This window comes from Paenibacillus sp. Marseille-Q4541, assembly GCF_018310695.1.
Classification (GTDB): domain Bacteria; phylum Bacillota; class Bacilli; order Paenibacillales; family Paenibacillaceae; genus Paenibacillus.
Genome location: NZ_JAGXCY010000028.1, coordinates 12,078 through 28,785 on the forward strand (window position 1 = coordinate 12,078; position 16,708 = coordinate 28,785).

Annotated in this window: 14 protein-coding genes; all 14 read right to left on the reverse strand. The window is 44.5% G+C overall.

The genetic code is table 11. From position 1 onward, the window contains the following. Positions 1-134: 134 nt before the first annotated feature. The 14 genes from KFT32_RS20975 to KFT32_RS21040 all read right to left on the reverse strand — a co-directional run bounded on the left by KFT32_RS20975 (position 135) and on the right by KFT32_RS21040 (position 16,683). Positions 135-1,079 (reverse strand): peptidyl-prolyl cis-trans isomerase, encoded by a 945-nt coding sequence (locus KFT32_RS20975; protein ID WP_211749440.1) that lies wholly within the window; start codon positions 1,077-1,079, stop codon positions 135-137. A 26-nt stretch (positions 1,080-1,105) separates the two neighbouring features. Further along, positions 1,106-1,990: an Hsp33 family molecular chaperone HslO gene (hslO, locus tag KFT32_RS20980; protein ID WP_211749441.1), complete on the reverse strand. Its 885-nt coding sequence runs from the start codon at positions 1,988-1,990 to the stop codon at positions 1,106-1,108. Positions 1,991-2,246: 256 nt separating this feature from the next. Then, positions 2,247-3,014, reverse strand: a complete 768-nt coding sequence (locus tag KFT32_RS20985; RefSeq protein WP_211749442.1) for a type III pantothenate kinase — start codon at positions 3,012-3,014, stop codon at positions 2,247-2,249. A gap of 6 nt (positions 3,015-3,020) precedes the next feature. Next, positions 3,021-3,887 (reverse strand): carboxylating nicotinate-nucleotide diphosphorylase, encoded by an 867-nt coding sequence (gene nadC, locus KFT32_RS20990; RefSeq protein WP_211749443.1) that lies wholly within the window; start codon positions 3,885-3,887, stop codon positions 3,021-3,023. Then, entirely contained in the window at positions 3,877-5,493 is a 1,617-nt protein-coding gene (gene nadB / locus KFT32_RS20995; RefSeq protein WP_211749444.1) for an L-aspartate oxidase, read from the reverse strand. The genes nadC and nadB overlap by 11 nt, the downstream gene beginning before the upstream one ends. A gap of 96 nt (positions 5,494-5,589) precedes the next feature. Then, positions 5,590-6,528, reverse strand: coding sequence for a quinolinate synthase NadA (nadA, locus tag KFT32_RS21000; protein ID WP_211749445.1), 939 nt, complete (start codon positions 6,526-6,528; stop codon positions 5,590-5,592). A 235-nt stretch (positions 6,529-6,763) separates the two neighbouring features. Then, positions 6,764-8,800: an ATP-dependent zinc metalloprotease FtsH gene (gene ftsH / locus KFT32_RS21005; RefSeq protein WP_211749446.1), complete on the reverse strand. Its 2,037-nt coding sequence runs from the start codon at positions 8,798-8,800 to the stop codon at positions 6,764-6,766. A gap of 100 nt (positions 8,801-8,900) precedes the next feature. Then, positions 8,901-9,440, reverse strand: coding sequence for a hypoxanthine phosphoribosyltransferase (hpt, locus tag KFT32_RS21010; RefSeq protein ID WP_211749447.1), 540 nt, complete (start codon positions 9,438-9,440; stop codon positions 8,901-8,903). Positions 9,441-9,511: 71 nt separating this feature from the next. Beyond that, complete coding sequence (gene tilS, locus KFT32_RS21015) at positions 9,512-10,930, reverse strand: tRNA lysidine(34) synthetase TilS (protein ID WP_211749448.1); 1,419 nt, start codon at positions 10,928-10,930, stop codon at positions 9,512-9,514. A gap of 48 nt (positions 10,931-10,978) precedes the next feature. Further along, positions 10,979-11,920, reverse strand: coding sequence for a serine/threonine protein kinase (locus tag KFT32_RS21020; RefSeq protein WP_481856359.1), 942 nt, complete (start codon positions 11,918-11,920; stop codon positions 10,979-10,981). After that, the gene (locus KFT32_RS21025) at positions 11,898-12,650 is read right to left on the reverse strand and encodes a vWA domain-containing protein (protein WP_211749449.1); all 753 of its coding nucleotides are present in this window, start codon (positions 12,648-12,650) and stop codon (positions 11,898-11,900) included. The genes KFT32_RS21020 and KFT32_RS21025 overlap by 23 nt, the downstream gene beginning before the upstream one ends. A gap of 100 nt (positions 12,651-12,750) precedes the next feature. Continuing rightward, entirely contained in the window at positions 12,751-15,255 is a 2,505-nt protein-coding gene (spoIIE, locus tag KFT32_RS21030) for a stage II sporulation protein E (protein ID WP_211749450.1), read from the reverse strand. Between the two features lie 364 nt (positions 15,256-15,619). Further along, positions 15,620-16,159, reverse strand: coding sequence for a S1 domain-containing RNA-binding protein (locus tag KFT32_RS21035; protein WP_211749451.1), 540 nt, complete (start codon positions 16,157-16,159; stop codon positions 15,620-15,622). 179 nt (positions 16,160-16,338) lie between these two features. Continuing rightward, a complete protein-coding gene (locus KFT32_RS21040; protein WP_211749452.1) occupies positions 16,339-16,683 on the reverse strand; it encodes an FtsB family cell division protein in 345 nt (114 codons plus the stop codon). Between the last annotated feature and the right edge of the window lie 25 nt (positions 16,684-16,708).

Genomic DNA, 16,708 nt, shown 5'->3' on the forward strand with positions numbered 1-16,708 from the left:
GTCACTCTCTATCCATTTCCCACGCATACATTTCCGACTAAAACAGTGGGTATTTATAACTTTAATATTATCAACCTTGATCCATAATGTCAATATCGCTGAGTAAAAATCAAAAAAAGAAGAGACCTCTTCCATTAGGAAGCAGGTCTCTCCATGTGAACCCTCGTCTCCGCTCCATATTTGCTACGAAGCTGCTGTTCCACCTCTGTCAGTGGACTTGCTTCGTTTAAAGCAAGCATCATTCGAATATCTTCCAAGGCCTCTTCATACGTCATGCCCTGTTTTTCTTCTATGTCGTTGAGACGAATAATGATGTAGTGCTCACCTACTTGCACGGGGCCTGCAACATCTCCGATTTCAATCTCTGACGCTAATTTCAACATTTCTTCTGGTTGGAAGGGATCATTCTCTTCAACGAATCCAAGTCTGCCTTTTGACTCCCGGCTATACTCATCGGTGGATTCATCCTCTGCTACTTCCCCGAACGCTTCACCATCTTCAATACGTTCAAGTGCATCATTCGCTGAGTCTAGGTCATCCACTTGGATCATCGAAAGATCAAACTGACGTGTAGGCTTATAATCTTCCTCATGCTCGTCATAATATTCTTGTATAGCTTGTTCACTGACAGTAATGTCTTTTGTAGCAATTTTCTCAAGCAAAATGTGATAGGTTGCCTCTGCTCTCAGATCTTCCGTGCTCATATCGAACTGATTCCACATCTCATCATAAAAAGCTTGTTCCGAAGAATAGCCTTCCATAGAAGATTGTAGTTCCTTATTTACCTCAGATTCGGTTACGGTCAGCCCTTGTAATCGGGCCTCTGCGAGAACAGCTTGACGATTAATCATGTCCATCAGAACATTGTTGCCGTAACGTGTCTTAAGCGCATCTACCCATTGTTTTTCTGAAATCATCTCACCTGCGATACTTGCAACAGGCTCTTCTTTTTCCGAAGCATCTGAGCCTGCATCCATACCGGAGTCATTCATTCCGCGTAGAATGAATGCTCCCATAAAAATTACACCTACGCTCAGCACAACGACTGTCACCCAAAGTCCTTTTTCCTGTTTCGTCATCCCATCTCATCTACCCCATAATGGATTTAGCTTTTTGCTTGCACAAGAATGGTTTCCAGGTCGCTTTTCGTAAACTCATAGGCTTCATTACAAAATTGGCACACGACTTCAGCGCGCCCTTCTTCTTCAATTAAAGCAGTAAGTTCTGATTCCCCAAGTGAAATCAAAGTCTGTTCTACACGCTCACGGGTACACTGACATTTGAATACAATGTCCAAACTGTCGTGTATTTCAACATCCGGTAAAATCCGGCTGAGCATCTCTTCGACATCCATCCCCTGATCTAAAAGTGAAGTTACCGTAGGTAACGTGCTAAGGGATTTTTCAATAACGGTAATCTCGTCATCAGAAAGTCCAGGCAAAAGCTGAATAATAAATCCACCTGCTACAAGCACGGAGTTGTCCGTGTCTACCAATACTCCAAGTCCTACTGCTGAAGGTGTTTGTTCTGATTTGGCAAAATAATAAGTGAAATCTTCACCCAGTTCCCCTGAAACCAATGGAATACTTCCACGGTACGGCTCTTTGAGTCCAAGATCTTTGGTTACATGAATAAAACCGGTAGTTCCTACCGCACCAGCAACATCAAGTTTCCCCATACTATTGCTTGGCAAGTGAATATGAGGATTTGTAACATACCCTCTTACTTCACCTTTGGCATTTGCATCAGCTACGATTTGGCCAACCGGTCCATCTCCTTTTACTTGAACTGTAAGTTTCTCTTCACCTTTCAACATTGCACCCATCATCGCAGTTGCTGTAACTGTACGCCCCATAGCAGCTGTTGTTGTAGGATAAGTGTCGTGTCTTCTTCTTAATTCTTCTACCAAATTCGTTGTACGGATTGCAAACGCACGAACACGTCCACCAAGAGCTGTACCGCGAACCAATCGGTCTTTCCTATTTTCCATTTCTGTCATGCTCCTTCTGTATTAAAAATGAACCTGCTCTTTTCTTTTTCTCTCGTGCTCTGAATATAAAAGAACAATCCTATTTGTAATTCATAAGACAAGCAGCCAAGTTAGGCTTCTCTCCCTTATGAAAATTGTGCAAATTTTTATTATTCATGTAAGTCGGCACTAACTTCATTGTAATCGAAAAAGATAATGGAATAAAGGCGACTCCATATCCCCTTTTCCATTATCTTTTATTAAGTACAACGTGAGCTTAGCCCTTATTCCGTTCGTAAATGATTCGAAGACCTTCCAAGGTCAACATCGGACTTACGACTTCTATTGTTTTTGTCTCACTTGCAATAAGCTCTGCGAGCCCGCCTGTGGCAATCACTTTTGGCGTCGCCTGCATTTCTTCCTTAATTCGTTCTACAATTCCATCCACCTGCCCGGCATATCCAAAAATAATACCGGCTTGCATCGCATGAATGGTATTGCGTCCGATTACTTTCTTAGGCTTCTCTAGTTCAATACGAGGCAACTTGGAAGCTCGTTGATATAGAGCCTCGGTCGAAATATTGATACCCGGCACAATTGCACCGCCAAGGTAATTGCCTTCTCCATCGATACAATCAAACGTAGTTGCTGTACCGAAATCAACCACTACCAATGGGCAGTTATATTGATCTATTGCTGCTACAGCATTCACAATTCGGTCTGCTCCTACCTCACGGGGGTTCTCATAACGAAGGTTCAACCCTGTTTTGATACCAGGACCCACCAGAAGCGGTTTCTTGCCAACATATTTTACACACATTTCCTCAAGTACATTCACCAGCGGCGGAACAACAGAAGAGATAATAATCCCTTCAATTTCCGAAGTCGTTATGCCCGACATCTGAAAGAAGCTATGAATGAGAATTCCATACTCATCTACCGTAGACTGTCTCGAAGTACTAATACGAAAATGGTGAAGAAGCTCACGTTGCTTGTATATACCAAGCACGATATTACTGTTACCTACATCTACTACAAGGATCAAAGAGGATTATCCTCCTTTCTTTTCGTTTAAATCAAGACTGATATCCAGGCTTTCAAAAGAGTAGGTCAGTCTCCCTACGGAGATAATATCTACTCCTGTCTCGGCTATACCACGGATCGTGGTAAGTGAAACATTACCCGAAGCTTCTATTTTAACATGCGGCGCTACCTCACGGATACACTGAGCTGCCTCACGCATGTTCTCTGTGCTCATGTTATCCAGCATAATGATATCTGCTCCTGCTTCGAGCGCCTCATTCACTTGGGCTAGATTCTCCGTCTCCACTTCAATCTTCATCGTATGTGGGATTCCTGCTCTTGCCCGTGTGACGGCTTGCGTAATTCCACCGGAACCCTTAATGTGATTATCCTTAATCATAACCGCATCGTAGAGACCAAACCGATGATTGTGTCCGCCACCGACACGTACCGCATATTTTTCAAGTTGACGGTGCCCTGGTGTTGTTTTACGTGTATCAACAAGGCGTACTGGAAGACCAGCAATCTCATCGACAAAGCTACGAGTCCTGGTCGCAATACCAGAAAGGCGTTGCAGCAGATTGAGTGCTAACCTTTCCCCGGTCAACAGCATATGAGTACTTCCCTCAACTACGCATAGAACCGTCCCTTTTTCTACTCGGTCCCCGTCCTGAACTTCTGCACGGAATTGAAGAGTGGGGTCAACGATATGAAAAACAAGCTCTGCAATAGATAGTCCGGCAATAATCCCACCTTGTTTTGCATGGATGATGGCTTTGGACTCGTGTCCTTCTGGAATGGTGGTTGAGGTCGTAACATCACCCGATCCAACGTCCTCTTGAAGCCAACCTTTAATTGATTCGATTAATACTTCATTATATCCATTAAGTAGCATGGCTAACTTCCTCCGCAATTTTACGTTCACGTTGCTGCACGGTGTGCTTCTGCCAGAGGAAATTATTACATTCCGGATAATCCTCCCGATAATGAGCACCTCGGCTCTCTTTTCGGTGAATTGCCCCCTCTGTAACAAGGATGGCGCACGTAAGCAGATTAGCAAACTCATATTCTTCTTGTTTAGTAAGGTTCGTCTCAAAAATAGCGAGTTCCTTCTCCAGTACAGCCTTGGCTTGCAATAAACTGGATTCTGAGCGACGAAGTCCTACTCCTCGTACCATCGTCTTCTGTAAAGCCAATCTTCTAGCATGAATTGACCCTGAATTAGCCCGTTCTTTTCTTTCAAGAGAAGGTGCGCAAGGAATCGTATCTTTAACAGGGGTGAGCTGGCGTAAGCGGTCCACAATTCTTTTACCAAACACGATCGCTTCAGATAAAGAGTTGCTTGCTAATCGGTTAGCTCCATGAACACCTGTAGAGGATACCTCTCCGCAAGCAAAAAGACGTTGTATGCTACTCTCCCCATGTAGATCTGTCTTCACACCACCCATCATGTAATGGGCAGCAGGTGCTACAGGTATCCAGTCAGATGTCATATCCAGCCCATAATTCATACAAGTCTCATATATCGTTGGAAAACGGTGCTTGATCAGTTCGGGAGTCTCGTGCGTAATATCAAGATATACTTGTGTCGCATTCGTTGCTTCCATCTCACTAACAATCGCTCTCGCTACAATATCTCGCGGTGCCAGCTCAAGCTGAGGATGATATTTATGCATAAATCGCTCGCCTTGTATGTTACGAAGCACGGCCCCTTCCCCGCGCACCGCCTCAGATATAAGGAACCTTGGAGCGCCTGGATAGCACAGGGAAGTTGGGTGAAACTGAATAAATTCCATGTCTCTTATTTCGGCTCCTGCCCGGTATGCCATAGCTACACCATCTGCCGTTGCCACTTCAGGGTTTGTCGTGTAACGGTATAGTTGCCCTGCTCCTCCGGAGCAGAGTACGACAGCATCTGCTTTTACATAAACGCGTTCTCCATCTGCATCCTGTACAACTGCACCCCTACACTCGCCTGACTCCGTAATCAGATCAATAACAAAGTGCTCATCCCATACCTTTATGGATTCATGTCCGGCAACCTGTTTAGCTAATGCTCTTACAATCTCATACCCAGTTGCATCTCCATTGGCGTGCAGAATTCGCCTGTGACTGTGAGCCCCTTCCTGCGTTAATGCCAGTTCTCCATTCTCTACATCAAAAGCAGTTCCCAGACGAATAAGTTCTTGTACTCTCTGAGGTCCCTCACTCACGAGCACTTCTACCGCCTCTTCACGACAAAGACCTGCTCCCGCTGTTAATGTATCCTGCATATGATATACAGGCGAATCATCTTCAGAAGTGACGGCAGCGATTCCACCTTGTGCATATCTTGTATTACTTTCAAGTAATGATTTCTTGGTAATCATCAATACTTGCCGATCTTTACTTGCCTCAATTGCGGTAAACAGCCCAGCAATACCTGTACCTATAACAAGTAGTTCTGTTTCTACCAGGGGCAAAGCCGTTATATCCAAATCAACCAAATAAGAAGGAATCATGGGTCATACTCACCTGTCTCATATAAAGTAGCTCATGTCATTATGCATATAAAGAAAATGGGGAGCTTACAAATGATTTGTAAGCCTCCCCTTGCCTTATTTCACCTGCAACATGCGCTCTAGGGATAAACGTGCACGGTCGGCAACAGCAGGAGGAACATAAATCTCCGGCTTCATTGTCTCTAACGCTTTCACCAGCTTCTTGAGGTTATTCACTTTCATATTAGGGCAAACGAGGAACTTGGTTGCAAAATGGAATGACTTGTCTGGGCTATCCACTCGCAGTTGATATCCGGTTCCATCCTCCGTCCCTACAATAAATTGTTTGCGGTCTGAATTTTTACAATATTCCAGAATGGCCGTAGTACTTCCTACAAAGTCACCCATCTCTACCACCTCAGGTCGACATTCGGGGTGAACAACGAACTCAGCATCAGGATATTTAGCACGCATTTCTACCACATCTTTTACAGTAAGCATGTCATGTGTGTTGCAGTACCCTTCCCAAATAATCATTTTCTTATCTGTATGTTGCTGAACATAATGACCTAGGTTCTTATCAGGTACCCAGATAATCTCTTCTGCATCAAGGGATTGAATGACTTTGACAGCGTTAGCAGAAGTACAGCAGATATCGGTCTCTGCCTTAATTTCAGCAGAGGAGTTGATGTATGTAACAACTTTCGCATTAGGGTGTTGCTCTTTCAGTCTACGGAGTCCATCTACATTGACCATATCAGCCATAGGACAACCGGCACGTTCATCCGGTATAATCACCTTTTTGTTTGGCGCTAAGATCTTAGCGCTTTCCCCCATAAAATGGACACCACAAAAAACGATGACTTCAGCATCTGTCTCTGCTGCCTTCTGGGCAAGAAGAAAAGAATCTCCACGGAAGTCTGCTACTTCCTGAATTTCATCGCGTTGATAATAATGGGCAAGTATGATTGCATTGCGTTCCTTCTTTAGTACTTTTAGACGTTCTTTCAACTCCCGATTCATCTCGGCCTTACGCTCTAATGCCAAAACCTCCACTGTTGACCCTCTCCTTTTATGAAATAGCGAAAAAATACGCTTTCCTTAGCCTAAAGATCACGCTTGTTAATCGATTCACAAAGTCTGATACAGAACTGTCTTTTGTTTACAACTAATTTACACGGGGTTCCTCTACCTGTCAATTCACAAAATAGACGCATTCTGGAGCTAAACGCCATTAAACAGCAAAAAACCGGAGAACATGTTGTTCTCCGGTTTAAATCCGTTTATAGCCTTACGAAATAGGCTTGTTGTTATCTGGATCTGTTGGAGGGGTAGAATCAGAATCCTGCTGATTCGGAACTTCGTTCGGAATCTCACCAGCTGGTGCTCCACCGTTGTTTTCTTTTCCTTGAATGCGAACTTTAACATCACCGACATTGTCGATAATAGGTTCTCCGCCTTCAGAGGATCCTCCTGCATTACCATCTTCCTCTTTGGTAATCGCTCCGTTCTCGATCAACTGCTTGATATCTTCAAGATCAAGCGTTTCTCTTTCCAGAAGCGTTTCCGCGATAAGATGAACTTCTTTAGAATACTTGGTCAGCAAGTCTTTTGCTTTCTCATAGCATTCTGTAACCATACGGTGCATTTCTTTATCGATCTCATATGCAATGGAATCACTGTAGTTCGGCTCATGTCCGAAGTCACGACCCAAGAAAACCTGACCTTGGGAATTACCAAACTGCAACGGTCCGAGCTTTTCACTCATACCATATTCCATTACCATGCTACGCACAATACCAGTTGCTTGTTGGAAGTCACTATAGGCACCTGTACCGATTTCACCGATAAACAGTTCTTCCGATACACGTCCACCCAATAATCCTGTTACTTTATCAAGCAATTCCTGTTTCGTTGCCAGCATACGATCTTCTTTCGGCATCATAATTACATATCCGCCTGCACGACCACGAGGTACGATTGTAACTTTGTGAACCATATCGGCATGCTCCAAGAAGTAACCTACAATTGTATGGCCTGCTTCATGGAAAGCAACAATCCGTTTTTCACGGTCACTAACCACACGGCTTTTCTTCTCAGTACCTACAATAACACGGTCAATCGCTTCATCCATCTCACGCATGGAGATATCTTTACGATTGCGTCTTGCAGCAAGAAGGGCTGCCTCATTAAGCAAATTCTCAAGGTCGGCTCCTGTAAATCCAGTTGTACGTTTCGCAATAACATCCATCTTAACATCTTTCGTCAGTGGTTTGTTACGGGCATGTACTTTAAGAACTGCTTCACGGCCTCTAACATCAGGACGATCTACTGTAATTTGACGGTCAAAACGTCCCGGACGAAGAAGTGCCGGGTCAAGGATATCTTGACGGTTCGTTGCAGCAATGATAATAATACCTTCGTTTGCTCCGAAACCATCCATCTCCACGAGCAATTGGTTTAGCGTCTGCTCGCGCTCATCATGTCCACCGCCAAGTCCGGCGCCACGTTGACGACCTACGGCATCGATCTCATCAATAAAGATGATACATGGAGCGTTTTTCTTCGCATTTTCGAACAAGTCACGTACACGTGATGCACCGACACCGACGAACATTTCGACGAAGTCAGAACCTGAAATACTGAAGAACGGTACGCCTGCTTCCCCTGCAACAGCTCTTGCGAGGAGTGTTTTACCTGTTCCCGGAGGACCATTCAGCAGAACCCCTTTCGGAATTCTAGCGCCAACCGCTGCAAACTTACGAGGGTCTTTCAGGAATTCAACAACTTCGACAAGCTCTTGCTTCTCTTCGTCAGCTCCTGCAACATCTTCGAAAGTAATCTTTTTCTTCTCTTCGTTATATAAACGTGCACGGCTCTTACCAAAGTTCATCACTTTGCCACCGCCGCCTTGCGCCTGATTAAACAGGAAGAAGAAGAGGACAAACATCAAAATAAGAGGTATAAACGACGTTAGTAGTGTCAGCCAAATGCTGTCACCCTTCATCGGTTTCGCTTCCAACACAAACCCATTTGCTTGACTTGCATCCATAATTTCTTGGACTGCAGAGTCAGTGGCAGGGATGTACGTAATAAAGTTTTTTGAGGTTTCAGCAGGTGGTTTTATATACTGTCCCGTTACCTGGTATGCATAGCCATCAAACTGAAGACTCAAATTCTCTACGTTCTTAGCAGATAACTCCTGACGAAACTCGTTGTATTTAGGGGTATCAGCCGCTTCACTTCCACCATTGATAACCTGGTAGATGCCGACCACAACTAAAAATAAAATTAGATAAAAACCAGAATTCCGGATGAACCGATTCATCCCCTACCTCCTCTCGAGACACTTTAGTTATTTTACCATAGCCATTCTTCCCTTCTCAACAAAGGGACAAACGTGATTCTATCATTTCGTAGCCGGGATTTTAGCTAGAATAAATCTCCGGTTTCAAAATCCCGATATAAGGCAGGTTCCGGTAATGCTCAGCATAATCCAAACCGTAGCCAACTACAAATGCATCTGGCAAGACAAATCCCGTATAATCTGCTTCTAGATCAACAGAACGACCTGACGGTTTGTCAAACAAGGTGACCACCGTTGTTGATTTAGCACCTCTGTTCTGCAGAAGTTCAATCAAACGGCTCAGTGTAAGCCCGCTGTCAATGATATCCTCTACAATTAGAACGTCACGGCCCTCAACGGATTGATCCAAATCCTTGATGATCTTAACTACACCAGAAGACTTGGTGGAAGCACCATAACTTGATACGGCCATAAAGTCCATTTCAAGAGGCACTGTTATGTTCTTAACCAAATCAGCCATAAATATAAACGCGCCTTTAAGTACACAAATGACTAAAGGATTGCGATCTACATATTCCTTGCTAAGTAATTCGCCTAACTCCTTGATTTTACCTTGAATTTCTTCCTCACTAATTAAAACTTCTTGAATATCGTTCTGCAACGTTAGTGAACCTCCTAAGTTATACTATGAAAGTCTTACCTGCACCATTACTGTCACCCATTCCGTTACGGTTACTCAATCCGCATTTCAAGGATCTGTGCAGACTGCTCCGTAACGAGAGCATGAATGGAACGTCTTACGCCCGGAATCCAGATGATGTTTCCTGCACCATCACACACGAGCGGAATACGGGAACGCAGGGACGGCGGAATTTTGGCGTCTATAAAAATATCTTTAACCTTTTTGCTTCCGTTTAATCCCATCACTTTCATGGTATCTCCAGGCAACCGCGATCTCACAGTAAGTGGCCATATAAGCTGGCTCATATCGAAATGTGCTTCAATTGCAGATATCGGCCTGCGTACATCCTTTAGATTGACCAAATGAATGGTTCTTTCAATCTCATTGAGATACAAGTGATACCTATCTTCATCTGGAAAATCCAGCTGGTAACTGTAATGTTCAGATACAGTAGACTTCCGGGCAGTAAAAGTAATACGGTTATATTCCCGCATGCAAACGACACCTTGGCCTATATCGAGAATCCATGTCGTAGGTTCAGCCTGAACTGCCCCCTTACGTATGGATTCTATCCTCGAAAAAGTAGCAAAATCATCGTTCGAAGGCAGATAATTTAATATTAATTTAATGAGCCTTCGTTGTAAAGCAACATGTAGCACCTTGAACGCAGGCACCTGGAAGGTCAGTTGATCTTCCGTCTTGTACACCATATCAGAGAAAGTTTGCTTCGCTGTTGCTTCCAAGTAATCATCTTCAGCACCTATAACTTCCGCCATCCGATGAAGTGATTCGGTTAGCTGCCCATTATATTGCCCCAAAAAAGGAAGCACATCCAGTCGGATCGCATTTCTAAGATATTTACGATTCATATTACTGCTATCGGTGACATAAGGCAGACCGGCTTTTTCACAAACCTGTACCAAGTCCGTCTTGGTAATACGTAAACATGGGCGAATAAGTTCCACGTTTTTTTCAATTCGTTTCATTTTTATTCCTGATAATCCTGAAGCACCACTCCCGCGTAGCATATGCAGCAATACGGTTTCGGCCTGATCGTCGGCGTGATGCGCCAGTGCGATACTGTTTGCCTCATATTTCGCAGCTACCTCGTGGAGAAAAGCATACCTTTTTTCACGTGCTGCATCTTGTGCATTGCGTCCGCTTTCCTTTATATACTTCGGCATATCAAGCTGCACCATCTCAAAAGGAATATGTAACGATTCAGCATATTTTTTTACCAGTACTGCCTCGTCGTCTGATTCGGTCCGAAAACCATGATGTACATGAGCACAAATCAGAGTAAGCGGTGTACGATAAAGAGCAATCTGATGAAGAATATGTAAAAGAGCCACAGAATCCGCTCCACCGGATACTGCGACTACAATCCGGTAACCCGGTTTCCACAAATCAAATTCCTCTGCCATAGCAGCTATCTGCATTACCGTAGGTTCAAGTTTCCGTCCTTCCATGTTGCTCCTCTTTTCTAACTCGGATATTGCAATATGTACCCTCTAATCTTAGCGAAGCATCAGAAGTACTGCTCCTGCCATAATTAGAGCTGATAACGCAAAAGATGGGATAAGCCATCCTGGAGCTGGTTCTGATGATACGTTTTTGGGCCGACCCTTAGGTCTGTAAACGTGCTTCTTCCAGAAGAAAAAAGCGGCCTCTGCATCCTCATAATGACCTTGTACTGCCTTTTGAAGCCAACTTCTATAAGGTACTAGCCGTTCGCTCTTTTGAATGATAGTCAAAAGCGATGGTATTCCCCGGAGTTGGGGCAGGTTCTCCCCCGTGATTCTTCTCAATTCTTCTCCCTCCAGAAGATGAATCAAAAGAAGTGCAACGGAAAATACATCATATTTCTGATCTGCGACACGGCTGCCTGCATTCCAGTACCCTCTATCATACCATTCCGTAAACTGTTTGACGCTGCGTCCTACCGGACTTACTCCTCCATAATCAATGAGCTCCACCTCACCGTAAGAAGAGACAAGTACATTTTGCGGCTTCAAATCACAGAATATATAACCTAAACGGTGCAGCTCAGCCAGCTTTTTTAAAAGCCGAAGCCCGATTAACATCGTCCAGTCTGGGCCATTTCTACGGATGAATAAGTGAAGCGGCTCACCCCTTACATAAGTCATGACGTAAAAAGGGATTTCACTACCGCCTGCCTGATAATCATCCACTTCCTTTAAATAAGAAGAGATCCCACGTCCACCTGCAAGCTGTTCCTTCTTCTCTAATGAAGTAAGAACGTTGATCTCTGACTGCAAATCAAGCGGATTAAAACCCATCTTGAGCGCATACCGGCCTCCACCCGGTTCACGCTGAACCAAATAAACGATCCCGTTTGCTCCTTTGCCCAGCACCTTTTGAATAACATATTTACTATGTTTCCATTTGCCGGTAACCACAGTTCCAGGAGTAAAATCAGGACCCAGCGGCATAGTCACCTTGCATCCCTTCTTTTGCTCCGTAATCGCGATGATACAGCTCATGCTCGTTAAGTGTACCATAACGATAATGATCAATCACCTTTAATATTGCGGGTCCAGTAGGCGTAGCCCCCTTCATATCCAGCTTCGTGAATACGGACCGAAGTGCATTCATGTCACTTGTCCAATGGATATCAAGCACTGCTTCTTCACCACCGTGTTTACCAGGGAAGTGAAAGACCGAGATTTGACTTCTCCCTTCACGCGCTTGAAGGCTAAGCATTAAATCCCGAATTCCTTCTTCAACGGCAGCAATTTTAGGTTTCATGCTAGCACTTGCATCGATTAAAAGAGCTACTTGGAGTGGTGTCGTTTCTGTCAAATGATCCAACACTTGAACCACCTCTGCGCGCTGATGCGGAGGAAGTTCAGCTATACCGCCCGAATCTTTGCCTAAAATTTGTTTAAGCTCCTTATTAACCGCAAGCTCGATGGTCTGAACCACCGTTTTTCGAGTCATCATCTGCATCGTTTTTGCCAGAACCGGTGTACCTACAATTCGGCTAATCCCCCCTCCAGCTTTAGCAATTGCCTCAATTTCCTGACCTCCGAGGTCGCCAATGGTTCCGTAGTCCACCACACCGACCACATTCACGGTAATGCCTTCCTCCAAGGCATATGCCGCAGCGAGTACCGGACTCGAGCCAACATTAGAACATCCGTCTGTTATGAGTAAAATTTGTTTCATCTTTCTCATCCCCTTTGTTTTAAGCCTATTCCTATTATTTCCATTAAGGGCTAGGTTCAAACGAGGGATTTTTCCTTCTATATAATATATCATCCGAAAATCAGCTGACCGTTCTCGGACGCTCCATTCGATCAATTCCCGGGATACGCAGTGTTGCCCACTCCGGGCTGAAATGATCCACTCTGCCGACGACAACCGTCATGTCATCATGAATCTTATTCTGCTGATAACGAATAACGCGCTCTAATAAGATATCGGCAATTTCCTGAGGATCTTCACTATCCATTTCCTGAATCATTCGTTTCATCCACATTTCTTTGTTTACCGCATACCCAGGCGCATCGTATATACCGTCTGTCATCATAATGACAATATCACCGGGGAGCAGTTGGGTCGTAACAAGGTCAACCTCTATATCTTTTATAATGCCTACAGGAAGATTGCTTGCGGAGACCGGAATAACTTCGTCACCTCTTTTGATAAAACTTGGTGTTGAGCCAATTTTCATAAATGTCGTCTGAGCTGAATACTGATCAATAAGTGCCATATCCACCGTAGCATAAAATTCTTCTGGTGATCGTAGCATTAGTATGGAATTAACCGACTTGATGGCGAGTTTAGCATCCATGCCAGATTCAAGCAGCTGCTCCAGAATATTTAGGGCGGTGCTACTCTCAAGTCTTGCTCGTTCTCCATTTCCCATTCCGTCACTGAGTGCAACTACGAATGTGCCATTGCCAAGCTCAACTGTACTGTAACTGTCGCCCGAAAGAAGGCCCCCACCCTTGGCTGCTCCAGCTACCCCTGTTGTTACTTCGTATGTCTTGGCCGACCCGAAAGTCACCGTTGCAAGTCCCTGCTTCGGAAGCGTCATCGTCTCTTCGACAACCGCAATATGTTCACCGATGATATCGGATAAAAGTGGCGCAATAATTTTTCGGCACTCATCAAATCCCTTCGTATAAGCATGTACGACTTCAATCTCGACTTGACCTGCGTCCAGGTTAATAATGTCGATGCTGTGGATGGACAACCCTAACTGCTCCAAAGCGGTTCTAATCTGTTCCTCCTGCTTATGCATCACTGTTGTTTCGCGTTGTATCTCTCGTGCCAGGTCCTCCATTACCTGAGACACGCCAGATAATTGTTCTGCTACAAGTACCCTGCTGTCGTATATTTGACGTTTCCATTGCATATTATCTTGGTATAGCCCGTACTGACGCTTCATCACATCAAGTACAGCCCCCGTCTTAGCACAGCTTTTCGTCCATGAAGCTGGAATATCCTTGGCCTCAAAATCCGGGTTTTCTTCTATGGAAGTCATCATCTCTGTCATGTATTTATAAGTTTGATAGAACTTTCCGTCCCAACACTGTTGTTGCTTGAAGCAGGATGAACAGGTCCCTTCCGCAACAGCATTCATAAAGTGCTCCATATCCTGCTGTCCTTGACCCATTTCATTGACACCGGACATCTGATCAAAGCTTTTGGATAACTGCTTAAATACTTGCGAAAAACGGGTTACCCGTTCAGCAGTCAGGTCCCTGATCCGTTTTGCATACTCATGTTGAGAATGGCTATGATCCTGTGTACCAGGTACATATTTAGAAATGACATTTAATATGCTCTTCGGTGTCAGCAAAAAGAGAAGAATTGCTGCACAGCTTTCGTAGGTTGATGTTATTACATCTCCTGTTCCGCCTAAATAAACGGCAAGAATCGATGATCCAAGCAGCATCCCTAGAGATACACCTAGCTTTTTACCCTCCTTTAGCATTCCGGCCAGCATTCCAGCAAAAGCCAGTAAACTCATCTGATAGATAGCAGACATATTCGCAAGGCTGAGTATCAGTCCCGTAATAACTCCAACCGATGCTCCAAGTGGCGCTCCACCCACAAGGGCAAAGAGAAGCAGAAGATACCTGGATAATACATTTTCAGCCGAAAGGTTATATACCGTAAAACCTACAGCTCCTGTCATGACGGAAGCCAGTAAAATAATGAGACAAAGGATCTCCTCGCTGCGGAGGTTTACATTCTTTTTGCGGTAGGTAAAAATGGGTATCGCTTGTATGAAGACCAGTGTGAGTACAAAACTCAGCACGGCATCGATCGTCATCATTAGGACCGCGTACCATGTGAATGAGGGTCCGATCAGGACGGTAAACAAATTGACCATAAAAGCTGAGGTAAAAACCATTACAGGTGCGTAAGATAATTCGGTTTTCCCAAAAGAGGAAAGTCCTCTGTACAGCAGATAGAAGATGCCTATCTCTGCTGCAATGGTAAACAGTGTGGGATAAGGTGCGAAAAAACCGCCGGCCAGAATAGCGACTCCCACGGGAATCAAAAAATCCCTTCTCAGAAACAGAATGACGGCGAAATAGGCTATGGCAAAAGGTGATAATTCGTCTAATATCATAGCCTTTCCGAGCAAAAAACCCATTACCGTAAGTAGAATCATCCATTTCTTCTCAGATAGAACTTGTACGGCCTTCAGTGATCCTGCCCATGTCTTCACTTTCGTACTCACATCTTCACGCAGCTCTTTTCCTCGTTTACCTGTCTTGAGTCCAGGAAAAGGTATCACATTCCACTTGTCCATTTTCATCTTCGCTCCCCAACGTTTGATTTGATGTTTCTCATTATAGGCAGCTTGTTCTGTGAAAGTTTGTCAGAAACTAAGATGTCGTAAAAAGAAATTTCCGACAAAAATAGGGAGCCTGCGAAACAACAGATATCCGAATAAAATGGACAGCCCATATAGGCTTTGGGTTAGTTATGACAAGTTTATAGCTTGTCATTGTGTGACCTTCGGAAGCTCAGAATACTAGCGATATGGAATGAGAATACTGGAACTTGCTTGAAAGTTGTCGGACGATTCTTGAGATGCGACAAAAAAACCGCAGACTCTAAAGTCTGCGGTTTTCTCTATTCTCGTACTATATATGCAAGATCAGGTTGGTGACTTACACGCGTTTCGCGCCGCGGCCTCCGCGTTTACCTTCGGTATTCTTCTTCAGCGACGAAATCCGCTCTTCACTGTCTTTCAGGAAGCGTGACATTTTATCCTCAAATGAAGGCTTGCCAAACGAAGGCTTGCCGGCAGAAGGTTTATAAGGACGCCCTCCCCGTTCACGATTGTTATAGCTACCACCGCCGCCACCGTTACCAGTGCCGCCGCCGCCGCTAAATCGTTCTCTATCTCCTCCGGTACGCTCCGGTCTTGGTGCTCTTGGCGGACGAGCTTGTTGCTGAACTTCACCTGCTGGACGGTCAACCGCCTGCTTGATAGAAAGTCCAATTTTTCCGTCCTTGTCAACATTAATAACCTTAACAGTTACCGTATCATTAATTTTCAAATGATCGTTGACGTCTTTGACATAATTGTCGGCGATTTCCGAGATGTGAACGAGACCCGTGACACCTCCAGACAGATCCACGAATGCTCCGAAATGCGTGATGCCTGTCACTTTGCCCTCTAACTTGGTGCCCACTTCAATTGCCATAGAATAAAATGATCCTCCCTTAAAAATATACAACCCGATTTTTAAATCCGTTGCGGTAAGTTAATTATACCTTATGGTGTAAACCAAGGTCAACTGAACGAGCGCCCACATTGGCGCCTAATTTCGGTTAAACTTGTACATAATTCCAAGCTGTTAAAAAATCATGGTCTGTTTCTATATTATTCATCAACTGGGTAGATCGGTGTTTCCCCAGGCAAATACATTCCATATTTCTTGCGCGCAATTTGTCCGATGTATTCAGGATCCTGAAGTCGGTTCACTTCTTGCTTAAGCTCTTCGAGCGCTTGGTCCGTTTCAGCCTTCGACCCCTTTGCCTCCGCAAGCTTGGCACTCTTGTCCGCCATTTGAGTAGACTGGTTATAGAACGTATACCCTGCCCATCCTGTGAAACAGACCATAAAGGCAAGCCATAGCATGATTCGCCTGCGAGCTCCTGTTACTTTTGATTTCTGCGGTCCAGCTTGTTTATTGTTTCGAACGTTGCGCTCAGACGATGATTTCATACGCGTACCTCCTTCATGATAGGTA

Excerpts from the sequence above, each read along its gene's own strand:
- nadC (WP_211749443.1), bottom strand. The coding sequence starts at position 3,887 with ATGCTACTTAATGGATATAATGAAGTATTAATCGAATCAATTAAAGGT.
- tilS (WP_211749448.1), bottom strand. The coding sequence starts at position 10,930 with ATGGAAGGACGGAAACTTGAACCTACGGTAATGCAGATAGCTGCTATG.
- ftsH (WP_211749446.1), bottom strand. The coding sequence starts at position 8,800 with ATGAATCGGTTCATCCGGAATTCTGGTTTTTATCTAATTTTATTTTTA.
- nadB (WP_211749444.1), bottom strand. The coding sequence starts at position 5,493 with ATGATTCCTTCTTATTTGGTTGATTTGGATATAACGGCTTTGCCCCTG.
- KFT32_RS20975 (WP_211749440.1), bottom strand. The coding sequence starts at position 1,079 with ATGACGAAACAGGAAAAAGGACTTTGGGTGACAGTCGTTGTGCTGAGC.
- spoIIE (WP_211749450.1), bottom strand. The coding sequence starts at position 15,255 with ATGGACAAGTGGAATGTGATACCTTTTCCTGGACTCAAGACAGGTAAA.
- KFT32_RS21025 (WP_211749449.1), bottom strand. The coding sequence starts at position 12,650 with ATGAAACAAATTTTACTCATAACAGACGGATGTTCTAATGTTGGCTCG.
- KFT32_RS21035 (WP_211749451.1), bottom strand. The coding sequence starts at position 16,159 with ATGGCAATTGAAGTGGGCACCAAGTTAGAGGGCAAAGTGACAGGCATC.
- hslO (WP_211749441.1), bottom strand. The coding sequence starts at position 1,990 with ATGGAAAATAGGAAAGACCGATTGGTTCGCGGTACAGCTCTTGGTGGA.
- KFT32_RS21040 (WP_211749452.1), bottom strand. The coding sequence starts at position 16,683 with ATGAAATCATCGTCTGAGCGCAACGTTCGAAACAATAAACAAGCTGGA.